The following is a 24,594-nucleotide window of genomic DNA, read 5'->3' as shown; positions in this document are numbered from 1 at the left end:
GGCACCGCCGCCCGACCCCACATAGAAGCCCCGGCGCAGAAGGCGTGACCTGGAAGGCGTGACGTAGACGATGTTCCTGCCGCTCCACGACGCCAATCCGCTCGGCTATATCCGCCGGCCCTATGTCAACTGGTCGATCATCGCGATCACGGCGGCATGCTTTGTCCTGACGGGCGGCTTGGATGCGGCGCGCGTGCAGATGGCGGCGATCTCGCTCGGCCTCATCCCCTCCGTCGTCAACGACATCGCCGAATTGCCGCCGGGCTTCGTGCTGATCCCGGAAGAGCTGAGTTTCATCACCTATGCCTTCCTGCACGGCAACCTCATCCACCTCGGCGGCAACATGCTGTTCTTGTGGATCTTCGGCGACAACATCGAAGATGCGCTCGGCCATCTGCGCTATCTCGCCTTCTATCTCCTCGGCGCGGCGGGCTCGGGCTACATCTACACCCTCGCCAATCCCGCCTCCGAAGCGCCCCTCATCGGCGCCTCGGGCGCGGTCGCGGCGATCGTCGGCGGCTATCTGATCCTGCATCCGAAGGTCAAACTCTGGGTCCTCGCCTTCGGCCGCATCCCGCTTCGCCTTCCCGCTTTCATCGTGCTCGGCGCCTGGCTCGTCTTTCAGATCGCCAATCTCGTAATGTCGACGCCGGAATCGAGCAATATCGGCTGGTGGGCGCATATCGGCGGCTTCGCGCTCGGTGCCGCGCTCGTCGTACCGCTCCGCCGCCGCGGCGTCCCCCTCTTCGACCGCGACCTGCCGCGCTGAGCCGGATCACGGCGCCGAAGCTTCGGCATCGAGCTCAATCGGGACGTTCGCCGCCGGAAGCCCGGGCAAAGTCGAATCTTGCCTCGAAGGTGATGTCACGATCATCGCTCGGCAAATCTGCCGGAAGGTCGGCACGGCCGCCAACGACGACACCGGTATCCGTCACCAGCCAGACATGCCGCGCGTCACTGCCGAGGATCTGCCCGGACACGACCTCTCCCGGCTGGGCGGTGCGAACATCGTGCTCCAGCGGATCCTCTCCCAGCCGCCGAAGATCGTCGAAGACGGCCTGAAGCGCCGTCTGGCGGCCGGGATCGGTGGCGTCGTAAATCAACTGGATCATCGCCTGACTTGACGGGTTGGCCGAGGTCTCCTTCGACACCGCGATCATGCGCGGCTCCGAGATGAGCGAAAAGCGGACCTCGTGCCCGTACTCGCGCCCGAGCGCGGCGATAAACGCTTCGGTCGTGCGTCCGTTTCCTTCCCGGAACGGGTGGACGTAGTTCAGCTCCCCCATCACGGCGCCGGCGACCTCAGCGAACCCGCGTGGCGTCGAGCCCCGCAAAACGTCCCGATTTCGGATCGGTCTCAGCGCCTCGTTGAGGCCCATCTCGATGCGCGAGCCGTGGAGAAAATGATCGCCGCCCTTCGACATGGCACCGACCGGCTCGACCTGTTGCCCCTCGACCCTCACCCGTTCGTTGCGGAAGTGGCCGGCCCATTCGAAGACCTCTTCGAAGAGGAAGCGATGGACGGCTTTCAGATGCGCCTCGTCGAAATTGCCTGTCGGCCCTTCCCCAAGCCGCATCCGCACCTGGCGTTCGAAAGTCGCTGGATATTCTCTTTCGCGAAGTTCGGAATGCGTGCGGACCCCGAACTTGTTTTTGAGAACGTCACGATGGTCGTCATCGTCGATCTCGGTCGGATAGGTGTAGGAACCCTTGGCGGCGGCCATGACGATACTTCGGGCGGGAGAGCGGGGAGTGACCGCGCCCCGTCTCTGAGGCGGCGGAGCTTGGCTTGCGTCGCTCTAAACCTGCCTGCCGATGGCGTGCAGCTCTTCCATGGTGATCTCGCCAGACACGAATTGCTCCATGGCGGCGGCGTAAGCGGGGCTCGGCGACAGACCCTGACGATAGTTTGCGGCCGCCGCCTCTTCGACGGCACGCCGACGGCGTTCGACGGCTTCGGGCGATCGGTCCGGGCGCTTCTGCTCGACGTTCATAGTTGAAACTCCTCGCGTCGAGAGAATAGCACAATGCAGCCGAAAAAGGGAAAGGCGATAAGCCTTCCAAGGCCGGAATTGGCGCCCCGATACCCCGCCAAGAGAGGCCCGATAACCCACTAAAAAGAGGAATGAGAGCCGCAGATATATTTGTGGCTCTCTTGGTCCGGAAGATTTGACGAAGCGCGCCGATCGCCCCTCTGACTTTCCGCGGTTTGGCCCTCCTTTGCCGGTCGGCTATGCCACCGCACCGTCATCTGAAATGGAGCCCCGTTTGCAAACCGCTCTCGCCTATGCCGTCGCGGCGATTGCCGAGATCGCCGGCTGCTTCGCCTTCTGGGCCTGGCTTCGGCTCGACCGATCGGTCTGGTGGCTGGCGCCGGGCCTCGTCGCTTTGCTCGTCTTCGCCTCGGCGCTGACCTTCGTTGAGACGGATGCGGCCGGGCGCGCTTATGCCGCCTATGGCGGCGTCTATATCGCCGCCTCGCTCCTGTGGCTGTGGAGCGTCGAAGGGCTGAGACCTGACCGCTGGGACGTGACGGGCGCCGCGATCTGCCTTCTCGGCACGGCCGTCATCCTTCTCGGCCCGCGGGCGCCCTGAACCCGGCCTTCAAAACCCGTCTGCGCCGCTCAGCTCCCCATCAGCTTTCCATCAACTCTGCGGAATGCCGCGGTGATAGTCGGCGCCCCACAATTGCTTCAGCCGCTGGTCGCGGCCGCAGCCTTCCCGGTAGCCCTTATAGGCATAGGCCTTGGTGACGTAGCCGAAGCGCGACAGGATGCGCTCATCGCTCTTGTAATAGTTCTGGTGATAGGCCTCGGCCGGCCAGAATTCCCCGGCCTTCTCGATCTCCGTGACGATTTTCTGGCCGAGCTCTTTTTCGGTCGCCGTCTTGGAGGCCTTTGCCGCGGCAAGCTGCTTGTCGTTGAGCGCAAAAATCGCCGTCGTGTAGCTGTCGCCGCGGTCGCAGAACTGCCCGCCCGCATCGGTCGGATCGACGGAATGCCAGAAGACGTCGAGAAGCTTTTCATAGCTGACGACATTCGGATCGTAGGTGATCTTCACCGCCTCTTTGTGGCCGGTGCCGCCGGCAGAGACCTGATGATAGGTCGGATTGCGAAGATCCCCGCCGGTGAAGCCGGAAATCGTCTCCTTCACCCCCGGCACCTTGTCGAAATCGGCCTCCACGCACCAGAAACAGCCGCCGGCGAAGATGGCGGTGTCTTGGCCCCCTTTTGCTTGGCCCGCCTTCTCCTGCGCCCCGGCGGCGGGTGCGAGGGCAAGCATGGCGAAAGCTGCGGCGACAGCAAAAATGGCTTTCATGACAAAACCTCACGAGCGTCCTGGCACCGATATGGTGCAGCCCGCCGCCTGCGACGAGGCGCCTCACGCGGCTTTGACGCACGAACGGAGGCTGACGTTAACGGAAACTTTGGGGTGCGCTCTCTTGCCACCGTCGGTGAGCAACGCTAACCGGGGGCAAACAACGGAGGTTGCCTGATGAAAGTTCTCGTCCCGGTCAAGCGGGTGCTCGATTACAATGTGAAGGCGCGCGTCAAGGCCGATGGCTCCGGTGTCGACCTCGCCAATGTGAAGATGTCGATGAACCCCTTCGACGAGATCGCGGTCGAAGAAGCCATTCGCCTCAAAGAGGCGGGCAGCGCGGAGGAGATCGTCATCGTCTCCGTCGGTCCCTCGCAGGCGCAGGAGACGATCCGCACGGCGCTCGCCATGGGGGCCGATCGCGGCATCCTCGTCCAGGCGGAAGGCACGGTGGAGCCGCTCGCCGTCGCCAAGATCCTGAAGGCCATCGTCGAGGCCGAGGCGCCCGGCCTCGTCATCATGGGCAAGCAGGCGATCGACGACGATTGCAATCAGACGGGCCAGATGCTTTCGGCGCTTCTCGGCTGGTCGCAGGGCACCTTCCTGAAAGAGCTTCAGATCAAGGGCGAGGAAGCGGAAGTCACCCGCGAGATCGATGGCGGTCTTGAGACCCTCTCGATCGCTCTGCCGGCGGTGGTGACGGCCGATCTGCGCCTCAACCAGCCGCGCTACGCCTCGCTTCCCAACATCATGAAGGCGAAGAAGAAGCCGATCGACACAAAGACGGCCGACGATTACGGCGTCGACCTCTCTCCGCGTCTCGAAGTCGTGGAGACGCGCGAGCCGGCCAAGCGCCAGGCCGGTGTCATGGTGGGTTCCCCGGCCGAACTCGTCGAAAAGCTCAAGAACGAAGCGGGCGTACTCTGAGGGATCGCGAAATGACCATTCTACTCGTCGCAGAACACGACAATCAGAGCCTCAACGAGGCGACCGCCAAGGCACTCACCGCCGCCAGGGAAATGGGCGGCGACGTTCACATTCTCGTGGCCGGCAAGGATGCGCGCCCGGCGGCCGAAGAGACGGCGAAGCTTGCGGGCGTCGCCAAGGTGCTTCTCGCCGAAGACGAGGCGCTCGCCCATCATCTCGCCGAGCCGATGGCGGATCTGATCACGGGCCTTGCCGGCGATTACGACGCCGTCCTCGCCCCCGCCACGACGAGCGGCAAGAACGTCATGCCGCGCGTCGCCGCTCTCCTCGACGTGATGCAGGTTTCCGACATCATCGAGGTCGTGGCGTCCGACACCTTCAAGCGCCCGATCTATGCCGGCAACGCCATCCAGACGGTGAAGGCGAAAGACGCCAGGAAAGTCGTCACGGTGCGCACCTCCGCCTTCCAGGCGGCCGAAGCGGGCGGCGAAGCGCCGATCGAGACGGTGTCGGCCCCAGCCGATCCTGGCAAATCGCGCTATGTCAGCGCCAAGATCCAGGAAAGCGAACGCCCGGAGCTCGCCGCCGCCAAGATCATCGTCTCCGGCGGACGGGCTCTCGGCTCCAAGGAAAAGTTCGACGAGGTGATGCTTCCCTTCGCCGACAAGCTCGGCGCGGCGGTCGGCGCAAGCCGGGCCGCGGTCGATGCGGGCTATGCCCCCAACGACTGGCAGGTCGGCCAGACCGGCAAGATCGTGGCCCCGGATCTCTACATCGCCTGCGGCATCTCCGGCGCCATCCAGCACCTGGCCGGCATGAAGGATTCCAAAGTCATCGTGGCGATCAACAAGGACGAGGAGGCGCCGATCTTCCAGGTCGCCGATTACGGCCTCGTCGCAGATCTGTTCACGGCCCTGCCGGAACTCACCGCCGAACTCGACAAGGCCGGCGCGTGATCTAGATCGTGGCCCCGTAACCTTCAGTGACGGGCCCTTCCCTGCGTCGAGAAGGGCCCGTTTCAACACGGAAAATGTTGCGACGCACCACTTCCCCTTTCCCGAAGCTTGTTCAATATTCAACGCAAGCGCCAGCAACAGAGATGATCCATGGCGGATGAGATCAAAACGGTCGCCATAGTCGGTGCAGGCCAGATGGGCGCAGGCATTGCCCATGTCTGCGCTTTGGCCGGTTACGATGTGATTCTGCACGACAATTCGCCGGATCGGCTGCAGGCGGGGCTTGCCACGCTCGAAGGCACGCTCGCCCGCCAGCGCACCTCCGGCCGCATCAGCGAAGAAGAGCGTCAGGCGGCGCTCGCCCGCGTGCGTCCCGCCAAGGGCGTCGAAGGATTGGCCCCGGCCGATCTTCTCATCGAGGCGGCAACGGAAGACGAGGCGGTGAAGCGCAAGGTCTTCGCCGAGGTCTGTCCGATCCTCGATCCGGAGGCGATGATCGCCACCAACACCTCGTCGATTTCGATCACCCGGCTCGCTGCCGCCACCGACCGCGCCGAACGCTTCATCGGCATGCATTTCATGAATCCGGTGCCGGTGATGGAGCTCGCCGAGCTCGTACGCGGCATCGCGACGGAAGATTCCACCTTCGAGGAGGCGAAGCGCTTCGTCACCTCGCTCGGCAAGAAGATCGCGGTGGCGGAAGATTTTCCCGCCTTCATGGTCAACCGCATCCTGATGCCGATGATCAACGAAGCGATCTATACGCTCTATGAAGGCGTCGGCAATGTGGAGGCGATCGACACGGCGATGCGGCTCGGCGCACACCATCCGATGGGCCCCTTGCAGCTTGCCGATTTCATCGGTCTCGATACCTGCCTGTCGATCATGCAGATGCTCTACGAGGGCCTCGCCGATTCCAAATACCGCCCCTGCCCGCTTCTGGTGAAATATGTCGAGGCCGGCTGGCTCGGCCGCAAGGCGGGTCGCGGCTTCTACGATTACCGCAGCGACGAGCCGGTCCCGACCCGCTGAGGCCCGCCATCTCGCGCGCGGCTCGGGACTGATCGCGGGCCGCACCCGCCGGCCGGACTGCTGCCCCTCATCCAACCGGACAAAATTCTCGGAGACGACCCATGCCGCCTGTCTTCCGCTCGCTCATTTACGTTCCGGCCGACAAGCCCCGGGCGCTCGCCAAGGCGCGCGGCCTTGCCGCTGACGCCATCATCGTCGATCTCGAAGACGCCGTCGCCCCCGACAGCAAGGAAGACGCCCGCGAGGCCCTGCGCGAGGCGCTCACCGAGCCTTTTTCCGCGCCCGTCATCGTGCGCATCAACGGTCTTGCGAGCGAATGGGCGACGGAGGATCTTCTCGCCGCGCTTGCCGCGCGCCCTGAGGGTCTCCTCATCCCGAAAGTCGAGAGCGCGGCCGATCTGGAGCGCGTCGCCGACGCCCTCGACCAGGCCGACGCGCTCGACCGCATCTCGCTCTGGGCGATGATCGAAACGCCGAAGGCGCTCCTCAACCTCGCGGACATCGCCTCCTCGTCCGAAAAACTGCCGCTCAAAGGCGTCGTCCTCGGCCTCAACGATCTCGCCAAGGAGACGGGTGTGCGTCCGGCCCAGGACCGCGGCGCCTTCCTGCCCTGGATGATGAGCGTCGTCGCCGCCGCCCGCGCCTATGGGCTCGTCGCCATCGACGGCGTCCTGAACGATTTCGGCGACGACGCCCGCCTTGAAGCGGAATGCGAACAGGCGCGCGCCCTCGGCTTCGACGGCAAGAGCCTCATCCATCCCCGCCAGATCGACACGGCGAACCGCATCTTCGCCCCGAGCGCCGAAGAGATCGCCGAAGCCGAGGCGATCGTCGAAGCCTTCGCCCGCCCGGAACATGCCGGCAAGGGCGCCATCGGCATCGAAGGGCGCATGGTCGAAAGGCTGCATTTACATGTCGCGGAAAGCCTGCTTGCCAGAGCGCGTGCAATCGCCGACAGAGATCCAGCATGAAGCTCTACCGTCTTCTCACCGGCCCCGACGACGCCGCCTTCTGCAAGCGCGTCTCCGCCGCCCTCAACGCCGGCTGGCAATTGCACGGCTCGCCCGCCCTCACCTTCGACACGGAGGCGAAGCGCACGATCTGCGCCCAGGCGATCGTCAAGGAGGCCGACGGCGACTGGCAGGCCGAAAGTACCGCTGAGAATTTTCGCTTGAGCGACTATTGATGAACGGCCGCGCAAAGAGCACAGCATGTCTTGGCGCGGCGGAGTTTGCTTTCCCGCGCCGGTGCAAAGCCATTCGTCGCATGCATGGCATGCATGAGCATTATCCGACCGACGCGTTTGCAACGCAGGATCGGCACGTTATGAAGGGGCCAAGGAGCGTTCGATGAAAGATTTGACTGAACGACAGCGACCGCTGTCGCCCTTCACGCAGATCTACCGCTGGCCGATCACCATGGTCACCTCGATCTTGCACCGCATCACCGGCATCGGCCTTTATATCGGCTCGCTTTTCTTCATTGGCTGGATCGTCGCCCTCGCTTTGGGGCCGGAAGCCTATGGCTGGGCGACCTGGTTTTTCGGCTCGCCCTTCGGCTGGCTGGTCCTCTTCGGCTACACCTGGGTGCTCATGCAGCATCTGATGGGCGCCATCCGCCATTTCATCTGGGACACGGGCGCGGGCTACGAGAAGCCGGTGACGCAGAAGCTCGCCTGGGCTTCGCTCGCTGGCTCCGTCGGCCTCACCGCGCTCTTGTGGATCGTCATCCTCCTCGCCCTCTAGAAAGGCCCCGTCATGCGCACACCGCTTGCAAAAGCCCGCGGCCGCGGCTCCGCCAAGGAGGGCACCGGCCATTTCATGCAGCAGCGGATCACGGCTTTCGCCAACATCCCGCTGGTTCTCGCCTTCCTCTTGATCCTCGCCTCGCTCATCGGGGCGGATTACCAGACGGCCCATGACCGCGTCGCCAATCCCTTCATCGCGGCGATCCTCATCGGCCTCACCTTCAATCTTTCCCTGCACATGCGCATCGGCATGGAATCGGTGATCGAGGATTACATCCACCACGAAGGTCTGAAGGTGCTGAGCTATCTCGCCAACACCCTCTTCACCTACGGGATGGCCATCCTCGGCATCCTTTCCATCCTGATCATCGCCCTTGGAGGCTGACTTGGCGACCAACGGCCAGAACGGACAATCGAACGGCGCGACAGGCGCCCCCAAACAAAACGGCAAAGCCTATCCGATCATCGACCATGCCTTCGACGTGGTCGTCATCGGTGCGGGCGGCGCGGGTCTCAGAGCCGCACTCGGCGCCTCGCAGGCCGGCCTCAAGACCGCCTGCATCAGCAAGGTCTTCCCGACCCGCTCGCACACGGTGGCCGCCCAGGGCGGCATCTCGGCGGCCCTCGGCAATATGGGCGAGGACGACTGGCGCTGGCACATGTACGACACCGTCAAAGGGTCGGACTGGCTCGGCGACCAGGACGCCATCGAATATCTCTGCCGCAACGCGCCCAAAGCCGTCTACGAGCTCGAACATTGGGGCGTGCCCTTCTCGCGCACCGAAGAGGGCAAGATCTATCAGCGCCCCTTCGGCGGCATGACCACCCGCTTCGGCGAAGGCACCGCGCAGCGCACCTGCGCCGCCGCCGACCGTACCGGCCACGCCATGCTGCACACCATGTACGGCCAGGCGCTGAAGCATTCGGCGGAATTCTACATCGAATATTTCGCCATCGACCTGATCATGGACGAGGGCCAGTGCCGCGGCGTCATCGCGCTCTGCCTGGAAGACGGCTCCATTCACCGCTTCCGCGCCCATAAGACGATTCTGGCGACCGGCGGTTACGGCCGCGCCTATTTCTCCTGCACCTCGGCGCATATCTGCACCGGCGACGGCAACGGCATGGTGCTGCGCGCAGGCCTGCCGCTCCAGGACATGGAATTCGTGCAGTTCCACCCGACCGGAATCTACGGCGCCGGCTGCCTCATCACCGAGGGCTCGCGCGGCGAGGGCGGCTATCTGACGAACTCCGAAGGCGAGCGCTTCATGGAGCGTTATGCCCCGTCCGCGAAGGATCTCGCCTCCCGCGACGTCGTTTCGCGCGCCATGACCATCGAGATCCGCGAAGGCCGCGGCGTCGGCAAGGAAAAGGACCATATCGAGCTGCATCTCGAGCATCTCGACCCGGCCGTCCTGCACGAGCGCCTGCCGGGCATCTCGGAGACCGCAAAGATCTTCGCCGGCGTCGACGTCACCAAGGAGCCGATCCCGGTCCTGCCGACCGTCCATTACAATATGGGCGGCGTGCCGACGAACTATCACGGTGAAGTGCTGACCAAGGTCGGCGGCGATCCCGATACCGTCGTGCCGGGCCTGATGGCCGTCGGCGAGGCCGCCTGCGTCTCCGTCCACGGCGCCAACCGCCTCGGCTCCAACTCGCTCATCGACCTCGTCGTCTTCGGACGGGCCGTCGGCGATCGCTGCGCCGAAACGGTGAGCCCCGGCGAGCGCCATCCGGATCTTCCGGCGGGCTCCGACGATTTCGCCCTCTCCCGCCTCGACCGCGCCCGCTACGCCAAGGGCGGCACGCCGACGGCGGCGCTGCGCGACCGCATGCAGAAGGTGATGCAGTCGAACTGCGCCGTCTTCCGCGACGGCCCGGTGCTCGAGGAAGGCCGCAAGCTGATCGACGAAGTCTGGCGCGGCGCCGAAGACATCGGCGTCACCGACCGCTCCCTCATCTGGAACAGCGATCTCGTCGAGACGATGGAATTCCAGAACCTCATCACCCAGGCGGTGGTGACGATGGAAGCGGCCGCCAACCGGCACGAAAGCCGCGGCGCCCATGCGCGTGAGGATTTCCCGGAGCGCGACGACCAGAACTGGATGAAGCACAGCCTCGCCTTCATCGACGAAGCCGCCCACACGGTGCGCCTCGAAGACCGGCCGGTGCACACCTACACGATGTCGAACGACGTGCCCTATATCGAGCCGAAGAAGCGCGTCTACTGACGCCGCCCGACATCAAAGTTCGCGAAAGGGGCGCTCCGGCGCCCCTTTTTTATGGCCAGAGCAAAGCTTACCTGCGGCAGGAAGGCCTTCGGCACCATCCGAGCGTGACCGCGATCATCCGTCAGCGGGGGCCCAAGCAAAGCGGAGTTATTCGGCGCAGAGCGAGCCAAATATCGACCAGCCGCCCTTCGCCAGCCTGTTTCGTCGCGCGGGTTTCTCATTGTCGGCGCCTAGAGAACGGCGTAACGTACACATATAGATATTTGTCAGTGCAGGTTACTTGCCATGCCGCATAAGTTCAGGGGCAGCGACATACGCAACCTTGTGAAGGACGTGTTCGCGACTGAACTCGCCGACATGCGGATCGTGCAGATCAATGTGCGGGAGGAAAGCGGTCGCGACGGCGACGATCTCATCCGGATCGATGTGATCTTCGACGGACACGCCAAGGACGTCGACGCAGGCAAGCTATCGATGTTGACACGTCATATCCTTCCGAAGCTGCGCGACCTTGGCGAGTTCGGGTTTCCGTTGTTTTCGTTCATCGCACGCAACGAGGCGAAGGGTCTGATGGGTGAAGCCGCGTGACCTGCTCGAAACTGCGCGAGATCTCACCCGATCTGGCCATGGCAAGCCGCGCCAGGCGAATCTGAGACGCGCCACCAGCTCGGTCTATTACGCGCTCTTTCACACCCTGGCGAAGACAACTGCGGATCTGTTTATCGGTGGAACCGGGTCGGCCCGCAGCGATGCCGCTTGGCTTCAGGCCTATCGCGCACTCGATCACGGAACGGCGAAAAGCCGATGCAACAACACATCTGCGTTAGTTGGCTTTCCGCAAGAATTGCAGGACTTTGCACTGCGCTTCGTCGCAATGCAGGAGAAACGGCAAATTGCCGATTACGATCCGAGCGAAAGCTTCTACAAATCTGACGTTTTGCTTGATATCGAGCAGACAGAAGCTGTGCTGGACAGGTTCGATAGGGTCCCCGCTCAAGCAAAGCGGGCGTTTGCAGCATTCCTCGTCTTGCGGACGCGGTAAGCTGACCTGCCCATCCACCGCGCAAATCACACCGGACAACCGCACCGGCTTTCGCCGGTGCAAGCGTCTGCACCCGCCCCCTCACCTTGGCGCGAGGCGGATCGCTCCATCGAGGCGGATCGATTCGCCGTTCATATAATCGTTCTCGCAGATGAACTTCACGACATGCGCATATTCGTGCGCCTGGCCGAGACGTTTCGGAAACGGCACGCCGGCGGCGAGGCTCTCGCGCACTTTCTCCGGCATGCCGGAGACCATCGGCGTCTCGAACACGCCGGGCTGAATGGCGCAGACGCGAATGCCGTATTCGGTGAGGTCGCGCGCGACCGGCAGCGTCATGCCGAGAACGCCGCCCTTTGAGGCGGCATAGGCCGCCTGGCCGATCTGCCCGTCCGTCGCCGCCACCGAAGAGGTCATGACGATCACGCCCCGGCAGCCGTCCGCCGTGATCGGCTGCAACTGCGACATCTCCGGAACCGATTGCGCGATCATCTGGTAGGTGCCGATGAGGTTGACCTCCACCACCTTGCGGAACGAGGCCATGTCATGCGCCTTGAGCTCGCCCGTCTTGCGGTCGGTGCCAAGCGTCTTGCGCCCGAGCGCGATGCCGGCGCAATTCACCAGGATGCGCTCCACGCCATGCGCCTTGCGCGCTGCCTCGAAGCCCGCCGCGACGCTTGCGGCATCGGTCACGTCGACCGGCACGAACGTTCCGGCGATGTCGCCCGCCGTCATCCGGCCGCGCTCCTCGTTCATATCGAAGATCGTCACCCGCACGCCCTGATGGGCGAGCATGCGTGCCGTCGCCTCGCCGAGACCTGAAGCCCCACCGGTCACGATCGCTGCGATATCGGAATTGAGCTGCATTCTGTCCTCCCCTTTAAACCCGCCGGGCGGGCTCTTCTCCCTCGCTCAGCCTCCTCTTAGCCAAGCCCCGCGTCTTGCGAAAGGACCACTCGCGCCCCAATTGAACACGATCAGATGGGAGCGCCAGATGCCACGTACGGTACCTGATATCGAGATTCTCGGCCCGGAGGATGCGGCCGACAAGGAAGCGGAAATCAAGCGCCGGTTCTGGCCGACGGTCAGGAAGGCGCTGCGCACGATTCCCTTCATGCACGAAGTTGTGTCGGCCTATTACGCCATGCTCGATCCGCGCACGCCGACACGCGCCAAGCTGACGGTGGTCGCAGCCCTCGCTTATTTCGTCTCCCCCTTCGATCTCGTGCCGGATTTCATCGTCGGCCTTGGTTTTCTCGACGACGCCTCGGTTCTGGCTGCAGCGCTGGCCGCCGTCTCCTCCTCCATTCGCGAGGAGCATCGCACCGCCGCAACGACGGCACTTGAGGAAGAAGTGGGCGCCGAAGCCTGAGGAAACGCCCCCTCCGTCAAAATCTGGCCGTTTTTTCCCAAACAACACTCCCGGCATCGAGCCGGTCGAACGGATGCCGGCAGGCTTCGCCTGTGGCCTACGCTCGGTTCATGATTTAGTAACCACGATGACGCATCTCTAGAGCGACCATCACGACCGACGCCTCGCCGATGCGGCGCGGCTTCGTAGAAACCATCGATTGCGGGACAGGCATGCTAAGGACATTTCTGACGAGCCTCTTTTTGATCGTCGCGACCGCAGCCTTCGCTCAGACGCCGAATTCGCTGGGTCAGTTCAACGATTGGACGGCCTGGAGCTATCCGGGCGACAAGGGCACCGTCTGCTTCATCCACTCAACTCCGAAGAAGGAGATGCCGTCGAATCTCAATCACGGCAAAGTCGCCTTCTTCGTGCGCACAAGTCCGGCTGAAAACATCGGCCATGAGGCGAATTTCGTCGTCGGCTACGCCTTTGAGGACAAGTCGACGGTGACCGTCGACATCGACGGCAAGAAGTTCACGATGTTCACCAAGGGCGACAGCGCCTGGCTTCTGAACGAGGCCGAGGAGCCGCAGCTCTATGCGGCGATGAAGAGCGGGCGCCAGATGACGGTGACCGGCACATCGCGCCGCGGCAACGAGACGAGCTATCAATTCTCCCTTTCCGGGGTGACGGCGGCGAGCAACAAGGTCGCTTCCGAATGTAAATAACGGCCACAAGCCGAGATTTTCGAAGCGGACCGTCCTGCGGGCGGTCCGTTTTCGTTTGCATGAGCCTGTGCTAAGACCCACCTTCGACACCGCCATGAACGATATGAGCCTTGCCACACCCGCGGCTGCGCCGCGCTTCGACGCGTCTGCACAGCCGCTTTCCACGGATGCTTCCGCCGTCCGCCGCTCGCTCGTCGGCCTGAGCCGCGCGGAGCTCGCCGATGCGCTGGGCGAAATCGGCGTGCCGGAACGGCAGCGCCGCATGCGCGTCAACCAGCTCTGGCACTGGCTCTATCTGCGCGGCGCCACCTCCTTCGATGCCATGACCAATATGGGCAAGGAGCTGCGCGCCGCACTCGACGACAAATTCGCCATTGTCCGCCCGGAAATCGTCTCCGAGCAGATTTCCGTCGACGGCACGCGCAAATGGCTGATGCGCTTTCCCGCGCAAGGCGCCGATCGTCCCGGCCCGACAGCGGGCCGCCCGGTCGATGTGGAAACCGTCTATATCCCCGAAGAAGGCCGCGGCACGCTCTGCGTGTCGAGCCAGGTCGGCTGCACCTTGAACTGCACCTTCTGCCACACCGGCACGCAGAAGCTCGTGCGCAACCTGACCCCCGGCGAAATCGTCTCGCAGATCCTGGTGGCACGCGAGCGCATCGGCGATTTTCCCGATCTTGCGACGCCGCAGGGCGCGATCGTGCCGACGGAAGGCCGTCTCGTCTCCAATATCGTCATGATGGGCATGGGCGAGCCGCTCTACAATTTCGAGAATGTGCGCGACGCGCTTCTGATCGCCTCCGACGGCGAGGGCCTCTCCCTGTCGAAGCGGCGCATCACCCTGTCGACCTCGGGCGTCGTTCCGGGCATTTTCCGCACCGGCGAGGAAATCGGCTGCATGCTGGCGATTTCGCTCCATGCCGTGCGCGACGATCTTCGCGACGAGATCGTGCCGATCAACCGCAAATGGCCGATCACCGAGCTTCTCGATGCGTGCCGCGCCTATCCGGGCCTGTCGAACGCCCGCCGCATCACCTTCGAATACGTGATGCTCGAGGGCATCAACGATTCGCTCGCCGAGGCGAAGGAGCTCGTGCGGCTCCTCAAAGGCATCCCGGCGAAAATCAATCTCATCCCGTTCAATCCCTGGCCCGGCAGCCCCTATCAATGCTCCGACTGGGACCAGATCGAGCGTTTCGCAGAGGTGGTGAACCGCGCCGGCTACGCCTCGCCGATCCGCACGCCGCGCGGGCGTGACATCTTCGCCGCCTGCGGCCAGCTGAAGAGCGCCAGCGAGCGTCTGAAGAAGCGTGAGCGCGAAACAGCGCCGGCGCTCGCAGCGGAAGGCTGAGCGCCACCGGCATGGCCCGGGTCTGGCGGATCATCCTCCTCATACCGCTCGCTTTCATCGCCGCCTGCTGGGCGGCGGCGGCGGTCCTCTATTTCTCCGTCCCGCCGGAGCTTCATCCCGGTGAGGCGCTTCAGGATTACGCCATCAAGGCGGCGCTCATTTCCTTCTTCGCCGCCTTCGTCGTCGGCGCCGTCGCCGGTATCCCGGCCTTCCTGATGATCCTGTTTGCGGAAAGCTTCGGCTGGCGCTCGCTCATCCTGCATCTCGTCTTCGGCGCAGTGGTCGGTTCGGCCGCGACCATCCTCGGCATTGCCGGCCCGCCGGCGTCCGAATTCTCCGACATTGCGATCTTCGCCGCCGCGGGCACGGTCGGCGCCTTCGTCTACTGGCTTCTCGCCGGGCGCCACGCCGGCGGCTAGGCTGGGGGGCTAGGCCGGGTCGATCCGCGGCAAATCCTCGCTTTTCGGCCAGATTGCCCGCGATTATCGCTTGCGCCTCGGGCACACGGCACTACCTTTCGCCCGCATTCACCGGAGGTTTTCATGCGCCCGCTCACCGGCCTTCGCGTCGCTCTCATCGGCTTCGTGGCCATCTTTCTCGCCTCATGCGGCGTCAACACCATCCCGACCTACGAAGAACAGGCGAAGGCCGCCTGGAGCCAGGTCGAGAACCAGTATCAGCGCCGTGCCGATCTCGTCCCGAACCTCGTGGAGACCGTGAAGGGCTTTGCCCGTCAGGAAAAAGACGTCCTGACCTCCGTCGTGGAGGCCCGCTCCAAGGCGACGCAGACCAATCTCAACGTCGATCCGACGGATCCGGAAGCCATGCGCCGCTATCAGGAAGCGCAGGGCGAACTCGGCGCCGCCCTCGGCCGGCTTCTCGCCATCACCGAGAATTATCCCGATCTCAAATCCAACCAGAATTTTCTGGCGCTGCAATCGCAGCTCGAAGGCACGGAAAACCGCATCGCGGTGGCGCGTCGCGACTACATCGAGGCCGTCCGCAAATACAACACCGAGCTCAAGACGTTTCCGGGCCGGCTCTGGGCGATGACGCTTTATTCCGGCTACGAGCCGATGGCGAATTTCGAGACCGCACCCGAAAACGCCAACGCCCCGCAGGTCGATTTCGGCGGCAGCAACGCGCCGGGGGTGAATTTCAATGCCCCCGCCAACGAGACCGCCCCGGCCAACGAGAATCAGCCGGCCAACGAACCCGCCACCGGCACCGGCAACTGATCTGAGACGAGAGACGTTTTGCGCGCCCTTTTTGCTGCTGTTCTGATCCTCGTCGCGCCGGCCTTCATCGCGCCGGCCGCCGCCCAGGATTTCCCGAAACTCACCGGCCGCGTCGTCGATGCGGCCGATCTCCTCTCGCCCACCGAAGAGGCGGAGCTCGTCGCCCTTTCCGACGATCTCGAAAAGAAAACCTCCGACCAGCTCGTGATCGCCACCGTCCCCTCTCTCGACGGGCGCTCCATCGAAGAATATGGCGTCGATCTCGGCCGCGCCTGGCAGATCGGACAGAAGGACAAGGACAACGGCGTCCTTCTCCTCGTCGCGCCCAACGAGCGTCAGGTGCGGATCGAGGTCGGCTACGGCCTTGAGCCCACCCTCACCGACGCGATCTCCAAACTCATCATCGAAGGCTCGATCATCCCCCGCTTCAAGGCGGGCGATTTCCCAGGCGGCATCAAGCGCGGCGTCGAGGACATCGTCGCCGTCCTCGGCGGCGACCGCGAGGCCTGGGTCAAGCGCGCCAAGGAACGCGTGCCGGAGGGCGACATCGGCCCCACCATCTTCACGATGATCTTCCTGGCCGTCTTCTTCATCATCATGTTCTCCGGCCTCTTCGGCCCGCGCGGAAAGGGCCGCCGCCGCACCGGCGGCTTTGTCGGGGGCCTCAACAATTACGGCGGCGGCTTCGGTGGCGGCGGCGGCGGATTTTCCGGCGGCGGCGGCTCCTTCGGCGGCGGCGGCTCGTCGGGCAGCTGGTAGGAGACGGACATGGCCATTCTCGACCCCACCGAACACGCCCGCATCGCCGAAGCGATCCGGTCGGCCGAAAGCGGCACCTCCGGCGAGATTTTTGCCGTCGCCGCGGAAACCAGCGACAGCTATCGCTTCATCCCGCTTCTGTGGGCGGCGCTTGCCGCGCTCTTTGCGGGCATTGCCGTCGCCTTCCTCTACCCGCTCGCCGAAGCCTGGCTCACGGCGCCTGCGCCCGGCAATGAATGGCTCGCGCAATCGCACGACCTCTGGGGCGACGCCCTCGATGCCCGCGTCGTCGCCGCCGGCGAGATCGTCCTCCTGATCCTTCTCGGGCTCCTCGCCTCGCTGCCGTCGCTCCGGCCCCTCCTGGTGCCGGAATTCGTCCGCCGCCAGCGCGCCGAGCGTCATGCCATGCAGCAATTCATGGCCCACAATCTCCACGGAACCGCCGGCCGCACCGGCATCCTGATCTTCGTGTCGCTGGCGGAGCGCTATGCGGCGATCATCGCCGATCAGGGCATCGACGCCCATGTCGACCAGAGCGTCTGGGACGAAATCGTGGCCGAGCTCATCGAGGACAGCCGCAAGGGTGCCCTGGCCGACGGCCTGGTGAAGGCAATCACCGCCTGCGGAAAGATCCTCGAAGAGCAGATTCCGGCGGGCCGGGAAAACCCGAACGAATTGCCGGACAAGCTCGTCGAAGTCTGAGCCCGACGCCAGAGATCGGGGCGGCCGGCCCAGGCCGCCGCCCCATCGCACACCCGCGCTGAAACGCGTTCAGTCCGCCTTGAGCGACAGCTTTCCGCACCACCCGTCCCGGTGGCCGCCGGCATAGGCCCGCACCAGCCCCTCCTGCAGCAGCAGGGCGCCGAGATCGCGGCCCTTCGCATCGCGCACATCGGCGACGACACGCCCGCCATATTTGTCGCCCTCCACCTCGCTCAAGGTGACGGCGGGATCGGCGACGAGCGCGGCGAGCGCATCCGTCGCCGCCAGAGCCTGCAACTTTTCCGCCAGACAACGCGCACGCAGCTCCGGCGCGTCGATGCCGCGCAGCCGCACCAGCACCCGCACCTCCTGGTCGAGCCAGATCGTCGCCCGCACCGCCAGCGTATCGCCGTCGACGACCCGCTCCACCACCGCCCGGTAGAGCCCCGGCAGCTCGGAACCCGCCGCAGCCGGCAGGGCCGTCGAGAAAAGAACCGAAATCGACAGGGCGAATCGCAATAGGAACATGTTCCTATAATAGCGGATGCCGGTTAATTGACAATATGCGAGCGGCTTTGGGGGTGCCCGCCGCTTGCAGCAGTCGAGCCTGAAGCCCGCGACACCGAAGGCTCTGGACCCCGCCTTCCGTCTGGAAAAATATGCAATCATTGCATATATTGGGTTCGCACATGCCGACCGTTCAGGGCTTTGCGGCCTGCAAGCTGGTGATCTATGCGGATGACCATCTTCCCCCGCATTTTCATCTGAAGGGAAATGGCTGGTCATGCGTCGTCGATATCCGTTCGTTGCGGATCACCCGCGGCGGAGCCCCTGCGGGCGCAACGAAAGAAGCGCTGGAATGGGCACGAAGGAACAAACCGCTGCTGATGACGAAATGGGCCGAATACAATGAGCGCGATTGAGCCCCTGCCTCAGGCTCCCGCACGGGATCCGCGGCCGATGCCCCGCCTTGTGGGCATTCGTCCGCTTGAGCGTCTCTGCGTGTCCGTGGCCTGGGCGGAAGGCTCGCGCCGGGGCCGTTCGGAGATCATCGACCTCTCCCCGCTGATCGGCCAGTTCAGAATTTATGCGCCGCTTCGCGACGACCCCGCCCTTTTTGCCGGCGTCGTTCTTGCCGATGATGGCGAGACGCTCGAATGGGACGGCGGCCGGATCGACATGCCAGCCACCAGCGTGGAACGCCTCGCGGAAGAGCAGATGACCGGCGCCGATTTCGAAGCATTCCTGAGGCGCAACAATCTTACCCGCCACGCAGCCGCGGCCGAGCTTGGCCGCAGTCTGCGAGCCATTCAGGGCTATGTCGCCTCGCAGAGTTTGATCCCCCGCGTCGTGGCCCTCGCCTGTCGCGGCTTTGAAGCCGGCAAACGCGCCGGCCCGCCTTCCCCCTGATCAATTCGCCCTGATCAGCCCGTCAAAAATCGATCGCGCGGCCCTTGCGTTCCCAATCGCCGAAGCGCACCGGCTCTGGGCCCTCCCCGCCGTTGAACTCCTTTGCCCGCGCCGCCTCGGCGGCCGAGCGCGCCTCGGCCTCTTGTCTGCGGCGCTCTTCGGCCTCGGCGAGCGCCCGTTTGGCGGCCTCCGGGAGCTCGCGCCGCGGCGTTGCCGCCGTTTCGGCCTGAATGTCCTCCTCGGAGGATTTCTTCGACGCCTCGTTCATCGTCGTCTCCGTCATCATCGCCTCGTCACTGAGCGATATCTAGCAATCCCGGCCGGTCATTTCGACCGACCGGGATTGCTTCGGAGATCTTTTCGGTGAGGCGACGTGCCGTCCCTTATGCGGCGCGCACATCCTCAAGGAATTCGCGCACCATGGCGCGCAGCGAGCCGGCATGCAGGTTGAGCTCCTCGGCCGCCGACAGCACCTGGCCGGAGGCGGAGCCCGTCTCGCCGGCCGCCTGCGTCACGCCGACGATGGTGCTCGACACCTCCTGGGTGCCGGATGCCGCCTCGTGAACGTTGCGGGCGATCTCCTGGGTGGCGACATTCTGCTCTTCCACCGATCCGGCGATCGCGACGGTGACCTCGCTCACCTCCCGGATCGCGGTGACGATATTCTCGATCGCCTCCACGGCGCTGCCGGTCCCGGCCTGCACGTCGCCGATCTGCCGGCTGATATCCTCCGTGGCTTTCGCCGTCTGCGTGGCGAGGCTTTTCACCTCGGCGGCGACGACGGCGAAGCCCTTGCCGGATTCGCCGGCTCTCGCCGCTTCGATCGTCGCATTGAGCGCCAGCAGGTTCGTCTGATTGGCGATATCGGCGATCAGGTGCACGACCTCGTCGATCTTCTTCACCGAGGCGGCAAGCCCCTGCACCACGCCGCGGCTCTGCTCGGCACTGTCGCTCACCGTCTTCGCCATATCGGTCGATTGCTGCACCTGACGGGCAATTTCCTGAACGGACGACGACAATTCCTCGGCCGCGGCCGAGACGGTCTGCACATTCGTCGAGGCCTGTTCGGAAGCAGCAGCAACGGTGGTCGCCTGGCTGCTCGTTTCCTCGGCGATCGCCGACATGTTCTGAGCGGTGAGCTTGAGTGTCGTGGCGGAGGCCCCGACCGTTTCGAGAACCCCCGAAACCGCCTGATCGAACCGTCCGTTGAGCGCCTCGATGCGGCTCGCCCGCTGTTCGCGCAGCTCACGCTCGCGGGCCTGCGCCTCGGCAAGTTCTTCCGCCTTGATCATGCTCGCCTTGAAATCGGAAAGGGCGCGGTTGATGTCACCGATCTCGTCGCCACGGTCGGTATCGACGATCGGCGTATCGAGATGCCCGTCCTGAAGCGCGCGGATCGTGCCGACGCTGCGTGCCAGCGGCCGGCGGATCATGCGATGCGTCAGAAGCGCAAGCACCGCCCCAAGCAGCACCACCAGCGCCAATCCTCCGATCACGAGCCATTGCGACAGCTGGTGCGCCGGGCGCATGATCACGGCCTCCGGCACGGAGACGATGACCGCCCAATTGCGCCCGAAATCCTGGATCGGGGTCGGCACGATGACGTGAAGGATACCGGCCTCGTCACGCACGAGCTGACGGGTTCCCTCACTCAGAGCTTTATCAATCCCGGCCGCCAGCTCCGGCGCCGTGTCGCTGACCGACTTGCCGAGATTTTCTGCTTCGTCCGTCGCCGTCCACAACCCGCCATGCGACACGAGGCGCACATGGCCGACATCATAAGGATGGATCGCGCCAAATTCCTTCGAAAGACCCGAAAGCTCGATGTCGACACCTGCCACACCGACCGTCTTCCCGTCGACCTCGAGCGGAAACGCGGCCGAAGCCAGCATGATGTCCTTGCCGTCGATCGTGTAGATCGTCGGGTCCGTCATGAAGGCACGGCCGCTCTGGAAAGGCTCCTGATACCACGGCAGATCGGTCTTTCCCGCGCTCGTTGCCTGCAAGCCGGAACCGTAATTGTAGTAATAGGGTGCAAAGCGGCCGGTTTCGGTCTGCGTCTTGACGTCGGCCTGGCCTGCCAGCTCTGCGTCGCGTCCGTCGAAGAGGTTCGGCTCAAACACGAGCCAGGCTCCCGCGAGAGCGGCATCCCGCTCCATCATCTGCTCCAGGAGCCGCGTTGCGCCGGAGCGTTCACGATACCCCGTCTCCATCAACGCCTCGACCGAACTGTCGAGGGTCTTGGCGGTCTGCATCATTCCGCCGAGCCGGCTGCGCACATTCTGCGCTTGCGCCTGCCCGGTCTCTTCCAGCCGCTGCGTCGCCAGCTCGTTGACCGAGTTCGTGACGAAAGTGGAGATCGTGGCGATCCCGACGATTAAAAGAAAAGCGATAAGGCCGACGCTCGCCAGGGCGAGCCGTAACCCGATCGACCGAAATTTCGACATGTAACCCCCTCAAGGTGATGTTGCAGGACTTTCTCTGAGACGGACGTGAAATTTGCGGCGAGCCCGCGTCCGGCGTCTTTGCCGGAATCCTGCTCCGCCCTGCCAATTCGTCCGAAACAGGCCCTGCAACGGCGGCAACGTTCACAAGATAACTGGTGCCGGGCTTGCGTGACGTTGCATGAGAGTTCTTCCGGAAGGGAATCCGAAGCATCACCGAGGCCTTTCAGGCGCGCCTCGAATGCTGCAAAATTGGGCAGGAGAACCGACAAACGCGCCCTCTGGAGACCGGGATGACTGTACGATGACGGCTTAAGAAGCTGAGTCGACATGGCTTTCTCCGCCTTAATGGAGTTGCGGATTGAAGCCGGCTCATCGACACCCAAAATATGCAGACACGCCATTTGTGGGTCGGAGCAAAAAGACGATGAACATGATGAAGACGGCCATGTTGCTGGCCGCCCTGACCGCCCTTTTCATGGGCGTCGGCTATCTCGTCGGCGGTTCCGGAGGTGCCTTCATCGCCTTTCTCTTCGCCGCCGGCATGAACCTCTTTTCCTATTGGAACGCCGACAAGCTCGTCCTCAAAATGCACAATGCGCATGAGGTCGACGAACGTTCGGCGCCCGATTTCGTCGGCATGATCCGCCAGCTTGCGGAGCGCGCCGATCTGCCCATGCCGAAAGTCTATCTCATCGACAGCGACCAGCCGAACGCCTTCGCCACCGGACGCAATCCGGAAAATGCGGCCGTCGCCGCGACGACCGGCCTGTTGCAGCAGCTCAGCCATGAAGAGGTGGCGGGCGTCATGGCGCATGAGCTCGCGCATGTGAAGAACCGTGACACCTTGACGATGACGATCACGGCGACGCTCGCCGGTGCCATTTCCATGCTCGGCAATTTCGCGCTCTTCTTTGGCGGCTCGCGCGACAACAATTCGCCTTTCGGCTTCGCCGGCGTGCTCCTCGCCGCGCTGACGGCGCCCTTCGCCGCAATGCTCGTGCAGATGGCGATTTCGCGCACGCGCGAATATTCTGCCGACCGCGATGGGGCGGCGATCGCCGGCAATCCGCTCTGGCTCGCCTCCGCACTCGGCAAGATCGCCGGCTCGGCCAAACGCCGCCCGATGATGAGCGCGGAGCAAAATCCCGCCTCCGCGCATCTCTTCATCATCAATCCCCTGTCGGGTGCGCGCATGGACAACCTCTTCTCCACGCACCCGTCCACGGAAAACCGCATCGCCGCCTTGCAGGAGATGGCATCAGGCGGCGGCGGGCCGGCCATTCCGCGCCAATCCTCCCGCCCCGCAAGGGAGCCCGGCCCCGCCGCGCGTGGCCCTTCCGGCCCCTGGGGTTCCGTCGGCACGAGCCGCCCGAGCTCCGGCACGGTGCCGCAGACCGGTCGCAAACGCCGTGGTCCCTGGGGCTGAGGTGTCTGGAACTCAGATGGGCGCCAAAGCCGCGTGCGTGCTGACGCGGCGCGGAGACAAACGCGAGAACAGATAGCTGAGCTCGCCTTCACCACCATCTTTTGACCATTCCTGCATGCGACAGGCAGAGGGAAGATTTGAACGGCGCCACCCCGGGTGGCGCCGTCGCTTTGCGGCGTCCCTGCCGCAGAGCTGCGATGCGGCGATGGCCAAGTGCTGGTCGCGCGGTTAGGAAGACAGAATGACGACAAAGAATCGGCGAGCCGCTCATGAGCGCTGACGAGGGCGCGCGTCGCGATATCCGCGAACCGCACGACACGCAGGAAAGCCGCGCCGCATCCGGAGCACGGCCGCATCGCTCTGGCGCTGGCAAAGGCGCAAGCAAGAGCAGCGGCAAGACGGGCGCCAAGGCTAGTGGAAGGGGCACGGCGCAGCCGGGCCCGCCAGGCCTTGCCGCGCGCGATGCCGCGACCGCCATCCTCCTCAAAGTGGTGCGCGACGGCTCTCCGCTCGGTCCTCTTCTGGAGGCCGGCGGCGCGCCGGGCTTTCGTGCCTTGTCGGCGCAGGACAAGGGGCTGGTGCGGGCGATCCTCGATGCGGCGCTACGCCACCGCGGCGCCATCGAGGATGCCATCCGAAAGCGCCTGGAGCGCCCTCTCGACGAGAAGGCCCACCGCCTCTCCGCCCTCCTGCATCTTGGTGCCACGCAAATCCTTTATCTCGACGTTCCCGACCATGCGGCGATCAATCTCGCCGTGACGGCGGCCGGCCGCGACCGGCGCACGGCCAAGACCAAAGGGCTCGTCAATTCCGTGCTGCGGCGCATCGCCCGCGAGCGGGGCGAGATCCTGGCCTCTGCGGCTTCAGTGAACGGCGCGCCCGACTGGATGATCGCGCGCTGGGAAAAGAACTGGGGTCCGGAGCGCACCGCCGCGATCCTCGCCGCCCATGCCGACGCGCCCCCGCTCGATCTCACGGCGAAATCAGATCCCGCCGCCCTTGCGGAACGTTTGTCGGGCGATCTTCTGCCGAATGGCAGCATCCGTCTCGATCGTCTCCACACCGTCTCCAAACTTCCCGGCTACGACAGCGGGGATTGGTGGGTGCAGGATGCGGCCGCCTCTATCCCCGCGCGTCTCCTCGGGGATATCTCGGGCAAGCGCGTCGCCGACCTCTGTGCCGCACCCGGCGGCAAGACAGCGCAGCTTGCAGCCGCCGGTGCTCTCGTGACGGCCGTCGAGAAATCCGCCTCGCGTATGCGCCGGCTCAAGGGCAATCTTGAAAGATTGCGTCTCTCGGCGGAATTCGCCGAGGCTGACGTTTTTTCCTTCCAGCCCGCGGAATCCTTCGATTTTATCCTTCTCGACGCACCTTGCTCGGCGACCGGCACCATTCGCAGGCATCCGGATCTGCCCTGGACGAAGCGCGAAGACGACATCGTGACGCTGCGCGAACTGCAGCAAAAGATGCTGGCACAGGCCGCTAACTGGCTGAAACCAGGCGGGATTCTCGTTTATGCCACCTGCTCTCTCGAGCCCGAGGAGGGCGAGGAGCAGGCCCACATCTTCACCAAGAGCCACGACATGTTCGAGCCGATGCCGCTCAAGACCGCGGAATTCCCCGAGCTTCAGGACTTTTCCACGCCTGAGGGTTTCTTCCGCTCGCTGCCTGGAATGGCCTTTGGTGGCGATCTTCGCGGCGTCGACGGCTTCTTCGCCGCCCGCTGGCGGCGGCTCAATTGAGCGAAAAAGCAGTGGGCGCGCGGTTTCCGGGCCTCCCGCCTCGCTTGCCAAGAATCGCAAACCCCGTTACGCGCCAATAATATGGCACCCCTGGCCTCGAGCGACCGATGGAGGCTGACGCTCTCACGCGCCGAACGCGTGAGCCGCCGTCTCCGCTTGGGCACGCTCATCGGAACACCCG

General features: G+C 64.4%; 29 protein-coding genes and 1 pseudogene. 23 read left to right on the top strand and 7 right to left on the bottom strand.

Annotated features, from left to right (window positions below; genetic code table 11):
* Window positions 1-70: 70 nt before the first annotated feature.
* Window positions 71-769, top strand: coding sequence for a rhomboid family intramembrane serine protease (locus tag EO094_RS01550; protein ID WP_128290596.1), 699 nt, complete (start codon window positions 71-73; stop codon window positions 767-769).
* A gap of 34 nt (window positions 770-803) precedes the next feature.
* On the opposite strand, the gene EO094_RS01545 is transcribed toward EO094_RS01550, so the two are convergent.
* Entirely contained in the window at window positions 804-1,724 is a 921-nt protein-coding gene (locus tag EO094_RS01545) for a Fic/DOC family protein (RefSeq protein ID WP_128290595.1), read from the bottom strand.
* Between the two features lie 75 nt (window positions 1,725-1,799).
* On the bottom strand, window positions 1,800-1,994 hold the full coding sequence (locus EO094_RS01540; protein WP_128290594.1) for an antitoxin VbhA family protein: 195 nt from the start codon (window positions 1,992-1,994) through the stop codon (window positions 1,800-1,802).
* Between the two features lie 274 nt (window positions 1,995-2,268).
* Here EO094_RS01540 and EO094_RS01535 point away from each other — a divergent pair, with 274 nt between their 5' ends.
* The gene (locus EO094_RS01535; protein ID WP_425455820.1) at window positions 2,269-2,595 is read left to right on the top strand and encodes a YnfA family protein; all 327 of its coding nucleotides are present in this window, start codon (window positions 2,269-2,271) and stop codon (window positions 2,593-2,595) included.
* Window positions 2,596-2,646: 51 nt separating this feature from the next.
* Here the strand turns inward: EO094_RS01535 and msrA are convergent, their stop codons facing one another.
* Window positions 2,647-3,318 carry a peptide-methionine (S)-S-oxide reductase MsrA gene (gene msrA / locus EO094_RS01530; RefSeq protein ID WP_128290592.1) on the bottom strand — a complete coding sequence of 224 codons (672 nt, stop codon included), beginning with the start codon at window positions 3,316-3,318 and terminating at the stop codon, window positions 2,647-2,649.
* Window positions 3,319-3,495: 177 nt separating this feature from the next.
* On the opposite strand from msrA, the gene EO094_RS01525 reads away from it, so the two are divergent.
* The 10 genes from EO094_RS01525 to EO094_RS01480 all read left to right on the top strand — a co-directional run bounded on the left by EO094_RS01525 (window position 3,496) and on the right by EO094_RS01480 (window position 11,256).
* Complete coding sequence (locus EO094_RS01525; RefSeq protein ID WP_128290591.1) at window positions 3,496-4,245, top strand: electron transfer flavoprotein subunit beta/FixA family protein; 750 nt, start codon at window positions 3,496-3,498, stop codon at window positions 4,243-4,245.
* Window positions 4,246-4,256: 11 nt separating this feature from the next.
* The gene (locus tag EO094_RS01520) at window positions 4,257-5,201 is read left to right on the top strand and encodes an electron transfer flavoprotein subunit alpha/FixB family protein (RefSeq protein ID WP_128290590.1); all 945 of its coding nucleotides are present in this window, start codon (window positions 4,257-4,259) and stop codon (window positions 5,199-5,201) included.
* Window positions 5,202-5,351: 150 nt separating this feature from the next.
* On the top strand, window positions 5,352-6,233 hold the full coding sequence (locus EO094_RS01515; protein WP_128290589.1) for a 3-hydroxybutyryl-CoA dehydrogenase: 882 nt from the start codon (window positions 5,352-5,354) through the stop codon (window positions 6,231-6,233).
* 101 nt (window positions 6,234-6,334) lie between these two features.
* On the top strand, window positions 6,335-7,204 hold the full coding sequence (locus EO094_RS01510; protein ID WP_128290588.1) for an HpcH/HpaI aldolase/citrate lyase family protein: 870 nt from the start codon (window positions 6,335-6,337) through the stop codon (window positions 7,202-7,204).
* Window positions 7,201-7,419 (top strand): DUF1737 domain-containing protein, encoded by a 219-nt coding sequence (locus tag EO094_RS01505; protein ID WP_128290587.1) that lies wholly within the window; start codon window positions 7,201-7,203, stop codon window positions 7,417-7,419. The genes EO094_RS01510 and EO094_RS01505 overlap by 4 nt, the downstream gene beginning before the upstream one ends.
* Window positions 7,420-7,582: 163 nt before the next feature.
* Complete coding sequence (gene sdhC, locus EO094_RS01500; RefSeq protein WP_128290586.1) at window positions 7,583-7,978, top strand: succinate dehydrogenase, cytochrome b556 subunit; 396 nt, start codon at window positions 7,583-7,585, stop codon at window positions 7,976-7,978.
* Window positions 7,979-7,990: 12 nt separating this feature from the next.
* The gene (gene sdhD / locus EO094_RS01495) at window positions 7,991-8,365 is read left to right on the top strand and encodes a succinate dehydrogenase, hydrophobic membrane anchor protein (RefSeq protein WP_128290585.1); all 375 of its coding nucleotides are present in this window, start codon (window positions 7,991-7,993) and stop codon (window positions 8,363-8,365) included.
* A gap of 1 nt (window position 8,366) precedes the next feature.
* Window positions 8,367-10,214, top strand: coding sequence for a succinate dehydrogenase flavoprotein subunit (gene sdhA / locus EO094_RS01490; protein ID WP_128290584.1), 1,848 nt, complete (start codon window positions 8,367-8,369; stop codon window positions 10,212-10,214).
* Window positions 10,215-10,547: 333 nt separating this feature from the next.
* Window positions 10,548-10,802, top strand: a complete 255-nt coding sequence (locus EO094_RS01485; RefSeq protein ID WP_128290583.1) for a hypothetical protein — start codon at window positions 10,548-10,550, stop codon at window positions 10,800-10,802.
* Complete coding sequence (locus EO094_RS01480) at window positions 10,789-11,256, top strand: hypothetical protein (protein WP_128290582.1); 468 nt, start codon at window positions 10,789-10,791, stop codon at window positions 11,254-11,256. The genes EO094_RS01485 and EO094_RS01480 overlap by 14 nt, the downstream gene beginning before the upstream one ends.
* An 81-nt stretch (window positions 11,257-11,337) precedes the next feature.
* Here the strand turns inward: EO094_RS01480 and EO094_RS01475 are convergent, their stop codons facing one another.
* Window positions 11,338-12,123, bottom strand: coding sequence for an SDR family NAD(P)-dependent oxidoreductase (locus EO094_RS01475; protein WP_092813117.1), 786 nt, complete (start codon window positions 12,121-12,123; stop codon window positions 11,338-11,340).
* A gap of 127 nt (window positions 12,124-12,250) precedes the next feature.
* On the opposite strand from EO094_RS01475, the gene EO094_RS01470 reads away from it, so the two are divergent.
* The 7 genes and pseudogenes from EO094_RS01470 to EO094_RS01440 all read left to right on the top strand — a co-directional run bounded on the left by EO094_RS01470 (window position 12,251) and on the right by EO094_RS01440 (window position 17,388).
* Window positions 12,251-12,628, top strand: a complete 378-nt coding sequence (locus EO094_RS01470) for a YkvA family protein (RefSeq protein ID WP_128290581.1) — start codon at window positions 12,251-12,253, stop codon at window positions 12,626-12,628.
* A gap of 212 nt (window positions 12,629-12,840) precedes the next feature.
* Window positions 12,841-13,338, top strand: a complete 498-nt coding sequence (locus EO094_RS01465) for an invasion associated locus B family protein (RefSeq protein ID WP_092813112.1) — start codon at window positions 12,841-12,843, stop codon at window positions 13,336-13,338.
* A gap of 103 nt (window positions 13,339-13,441) precedes the next feature.
* Window positions 13,442-14,689, top strand: a complete 1,248-nt coding sequence (rlmN, locus tag EO094_RS01460) for a dual-specificity RNA methyltransferase RlmN (RefSeq protein ID WP_128291753.1) — start codon at window positions 13,442-13,444, stop codon at window positions 14,687-14,689.
* Window positions 14,690-14,700: 11 nt separating this feature from the next.
* On the top strand, window positions 14,701-15,108 hold the full coding sequence (locus EO094_RS01455) for a hypothetical protein (RefSeq protein ID WP_128290580.1): 408 nt from the start codon (window positions 14,701-14,703) through the stop codon (window positions 15,106-15,108).
* A gap of 123 nt (window positions 15,109-15,231) precedes the next feature.
* Window positions 15,232-15,819: pseudogene (locus EO094_RS01450) on the top strand (LemA family protein); the annotation flags it as partial.
* Window positions 15,820-15,945: 126 nt separating this feature from the next.
* Window positions 15,946-16,686 carry a TPM domain-containing protein gene (locus EO094_RS01445; protein ID WP_128290578.1) on the top strand — a complete coding sequence of 247 codons (741 nt, stop codon included), beginning with the start codon at window positions 15,946-15,948 and terminating at the stop codon, window positions 16,684-16,686.
* A gap of 9 nt (window positions 16,687-16,695) precedes the next feature.
* Window positions 16,696-17,388, top strand: coding sequence for a TPM domain-containing protein (locus EO094_RS01440; RefSeq protein WP_128290577.1), 693 nt, complete (start codon window positions 16,696-16,698; stop codon window positions 17,386-17,388).
* A gap of 69 nt (window positions 17,389-17,457) precedes the next feature.
* Here EO094_RS01440 and EO094_RS18370 read toward each other — a convergent pair whose 3' ends face one another.
* On the bottom strand, window positions 17,458-17,916 hold the full coding sequence (locus tag EO094_RS18370; protein ID WP_164879512.1) for a thermonuclease family protein: 459 nt from the start codon (window positions 17,914-17,916) through the stop codon (window positions 17,458-17,460).
* Between the two features lie 161 nt (window positions 17,917-18,077).
* Between EO094_RS18370 and EO094_RS01430 the strand changes: the two genes are divergently transcribed.
* Entirely contained in the window at window positions 18,078-18,311 is a 234-nt protein-coding gene (locus tag EO094_RS01430; RefSeq protein WP_164879511.1) for a DUF4160 domain-containing protein, read from the top strand.
* Between the two features lie 37 nt (window positions 18,312-18,348).
* Window positions 18,349-18,798, top strand: coding sequence for a hypothetical protein (locus tag EO094_RS01425; protein ID WP_128290574.1), 450 nt, complete (start codon window positions 18,349-18,351; stop codon window positions 18,796-18,798).
* Window positions 18,799-18,820: 22 nt separating this feature from the next.
* On the opposite strand, the gene EO094_RS01420 is transcribed toward EO094_RS01425, so the two are convergent.
* Both EO094_RS01420 and EO094_RS01415 read right to left on the bottom strand, forming a co-directional pair.
* On the bottom strand, window positions 18,821-19,081 hold the full coding sequence (locus tag EO094_RS01420) for a DUF1674 domain-containing protein (protein WP_425455819.1): 261 nt from the start codon (window positions 19,079-19,081) through the stop codon (window positions 18,821-18,823).
* Window positions 19,082-19,181: 100 nt separating this feature from the next.
* Window positions 19,182-21,245: a methyl-accepting chemotaxis protein gene (locus tag EO094_RS01415; RefSeq protein WP_128290573.1), complete on the bottom strand. Its 2,064-nt coding sequence runs from the start codon at window positions 21,243-21,245 to the stop codon at window positions 19,182-19,184.
* A gap of 424 nt (window positions 21,246-21,669) precedes the next feature.
* On the opposite strand from EO094_RS01415, the gene htpX reads away from it, so the two are divergent.
* Together htpX and EO094_RS01405 are read left to right on the top strand one after the other, a co-directional pair.
* On the top strand, window positions 21,670-22,671 hold the full coding sequence (gene htpX, locus EO094_RS01410; protein ID WP_128290572.1) for a zinc metalloprotease HtpX: 1,002 nt from the start codon (window positions 21,670-21,672) through the stop codon (window positions 22,669-22,671).
* Window positions 22,672-22,940: 269 nt separating this feature from the next.
* On the top strand, window positions 22,941-24,413 hold the full coding sequence (locus tag EO094_RS01405; RefSeq protein WP_128290571.1) for an RsmB/NOP family class I SAM-dependent RNA methyltransferase: 1,473 nt from the start codon (window positions 22,941-22,943) through the stop codon (window positions 24,411-24,413).
* Window positions 24,414-24,594: the final 181 nt, after the last annotated feature.

Source organism: Afifella aestuarii, from assembly GCF_004023665.1.
Lineage (GTDB): Bacteria > Pseudomonadota > Alphaproteobacteria > Rhizobiales > Afifellaceae > Afifella > Afifella aestuarii.
Note: the sequence above shows the minus strand (reverse complement) of the source record. Positions and strands in the feature narration are given on the sequence as shown.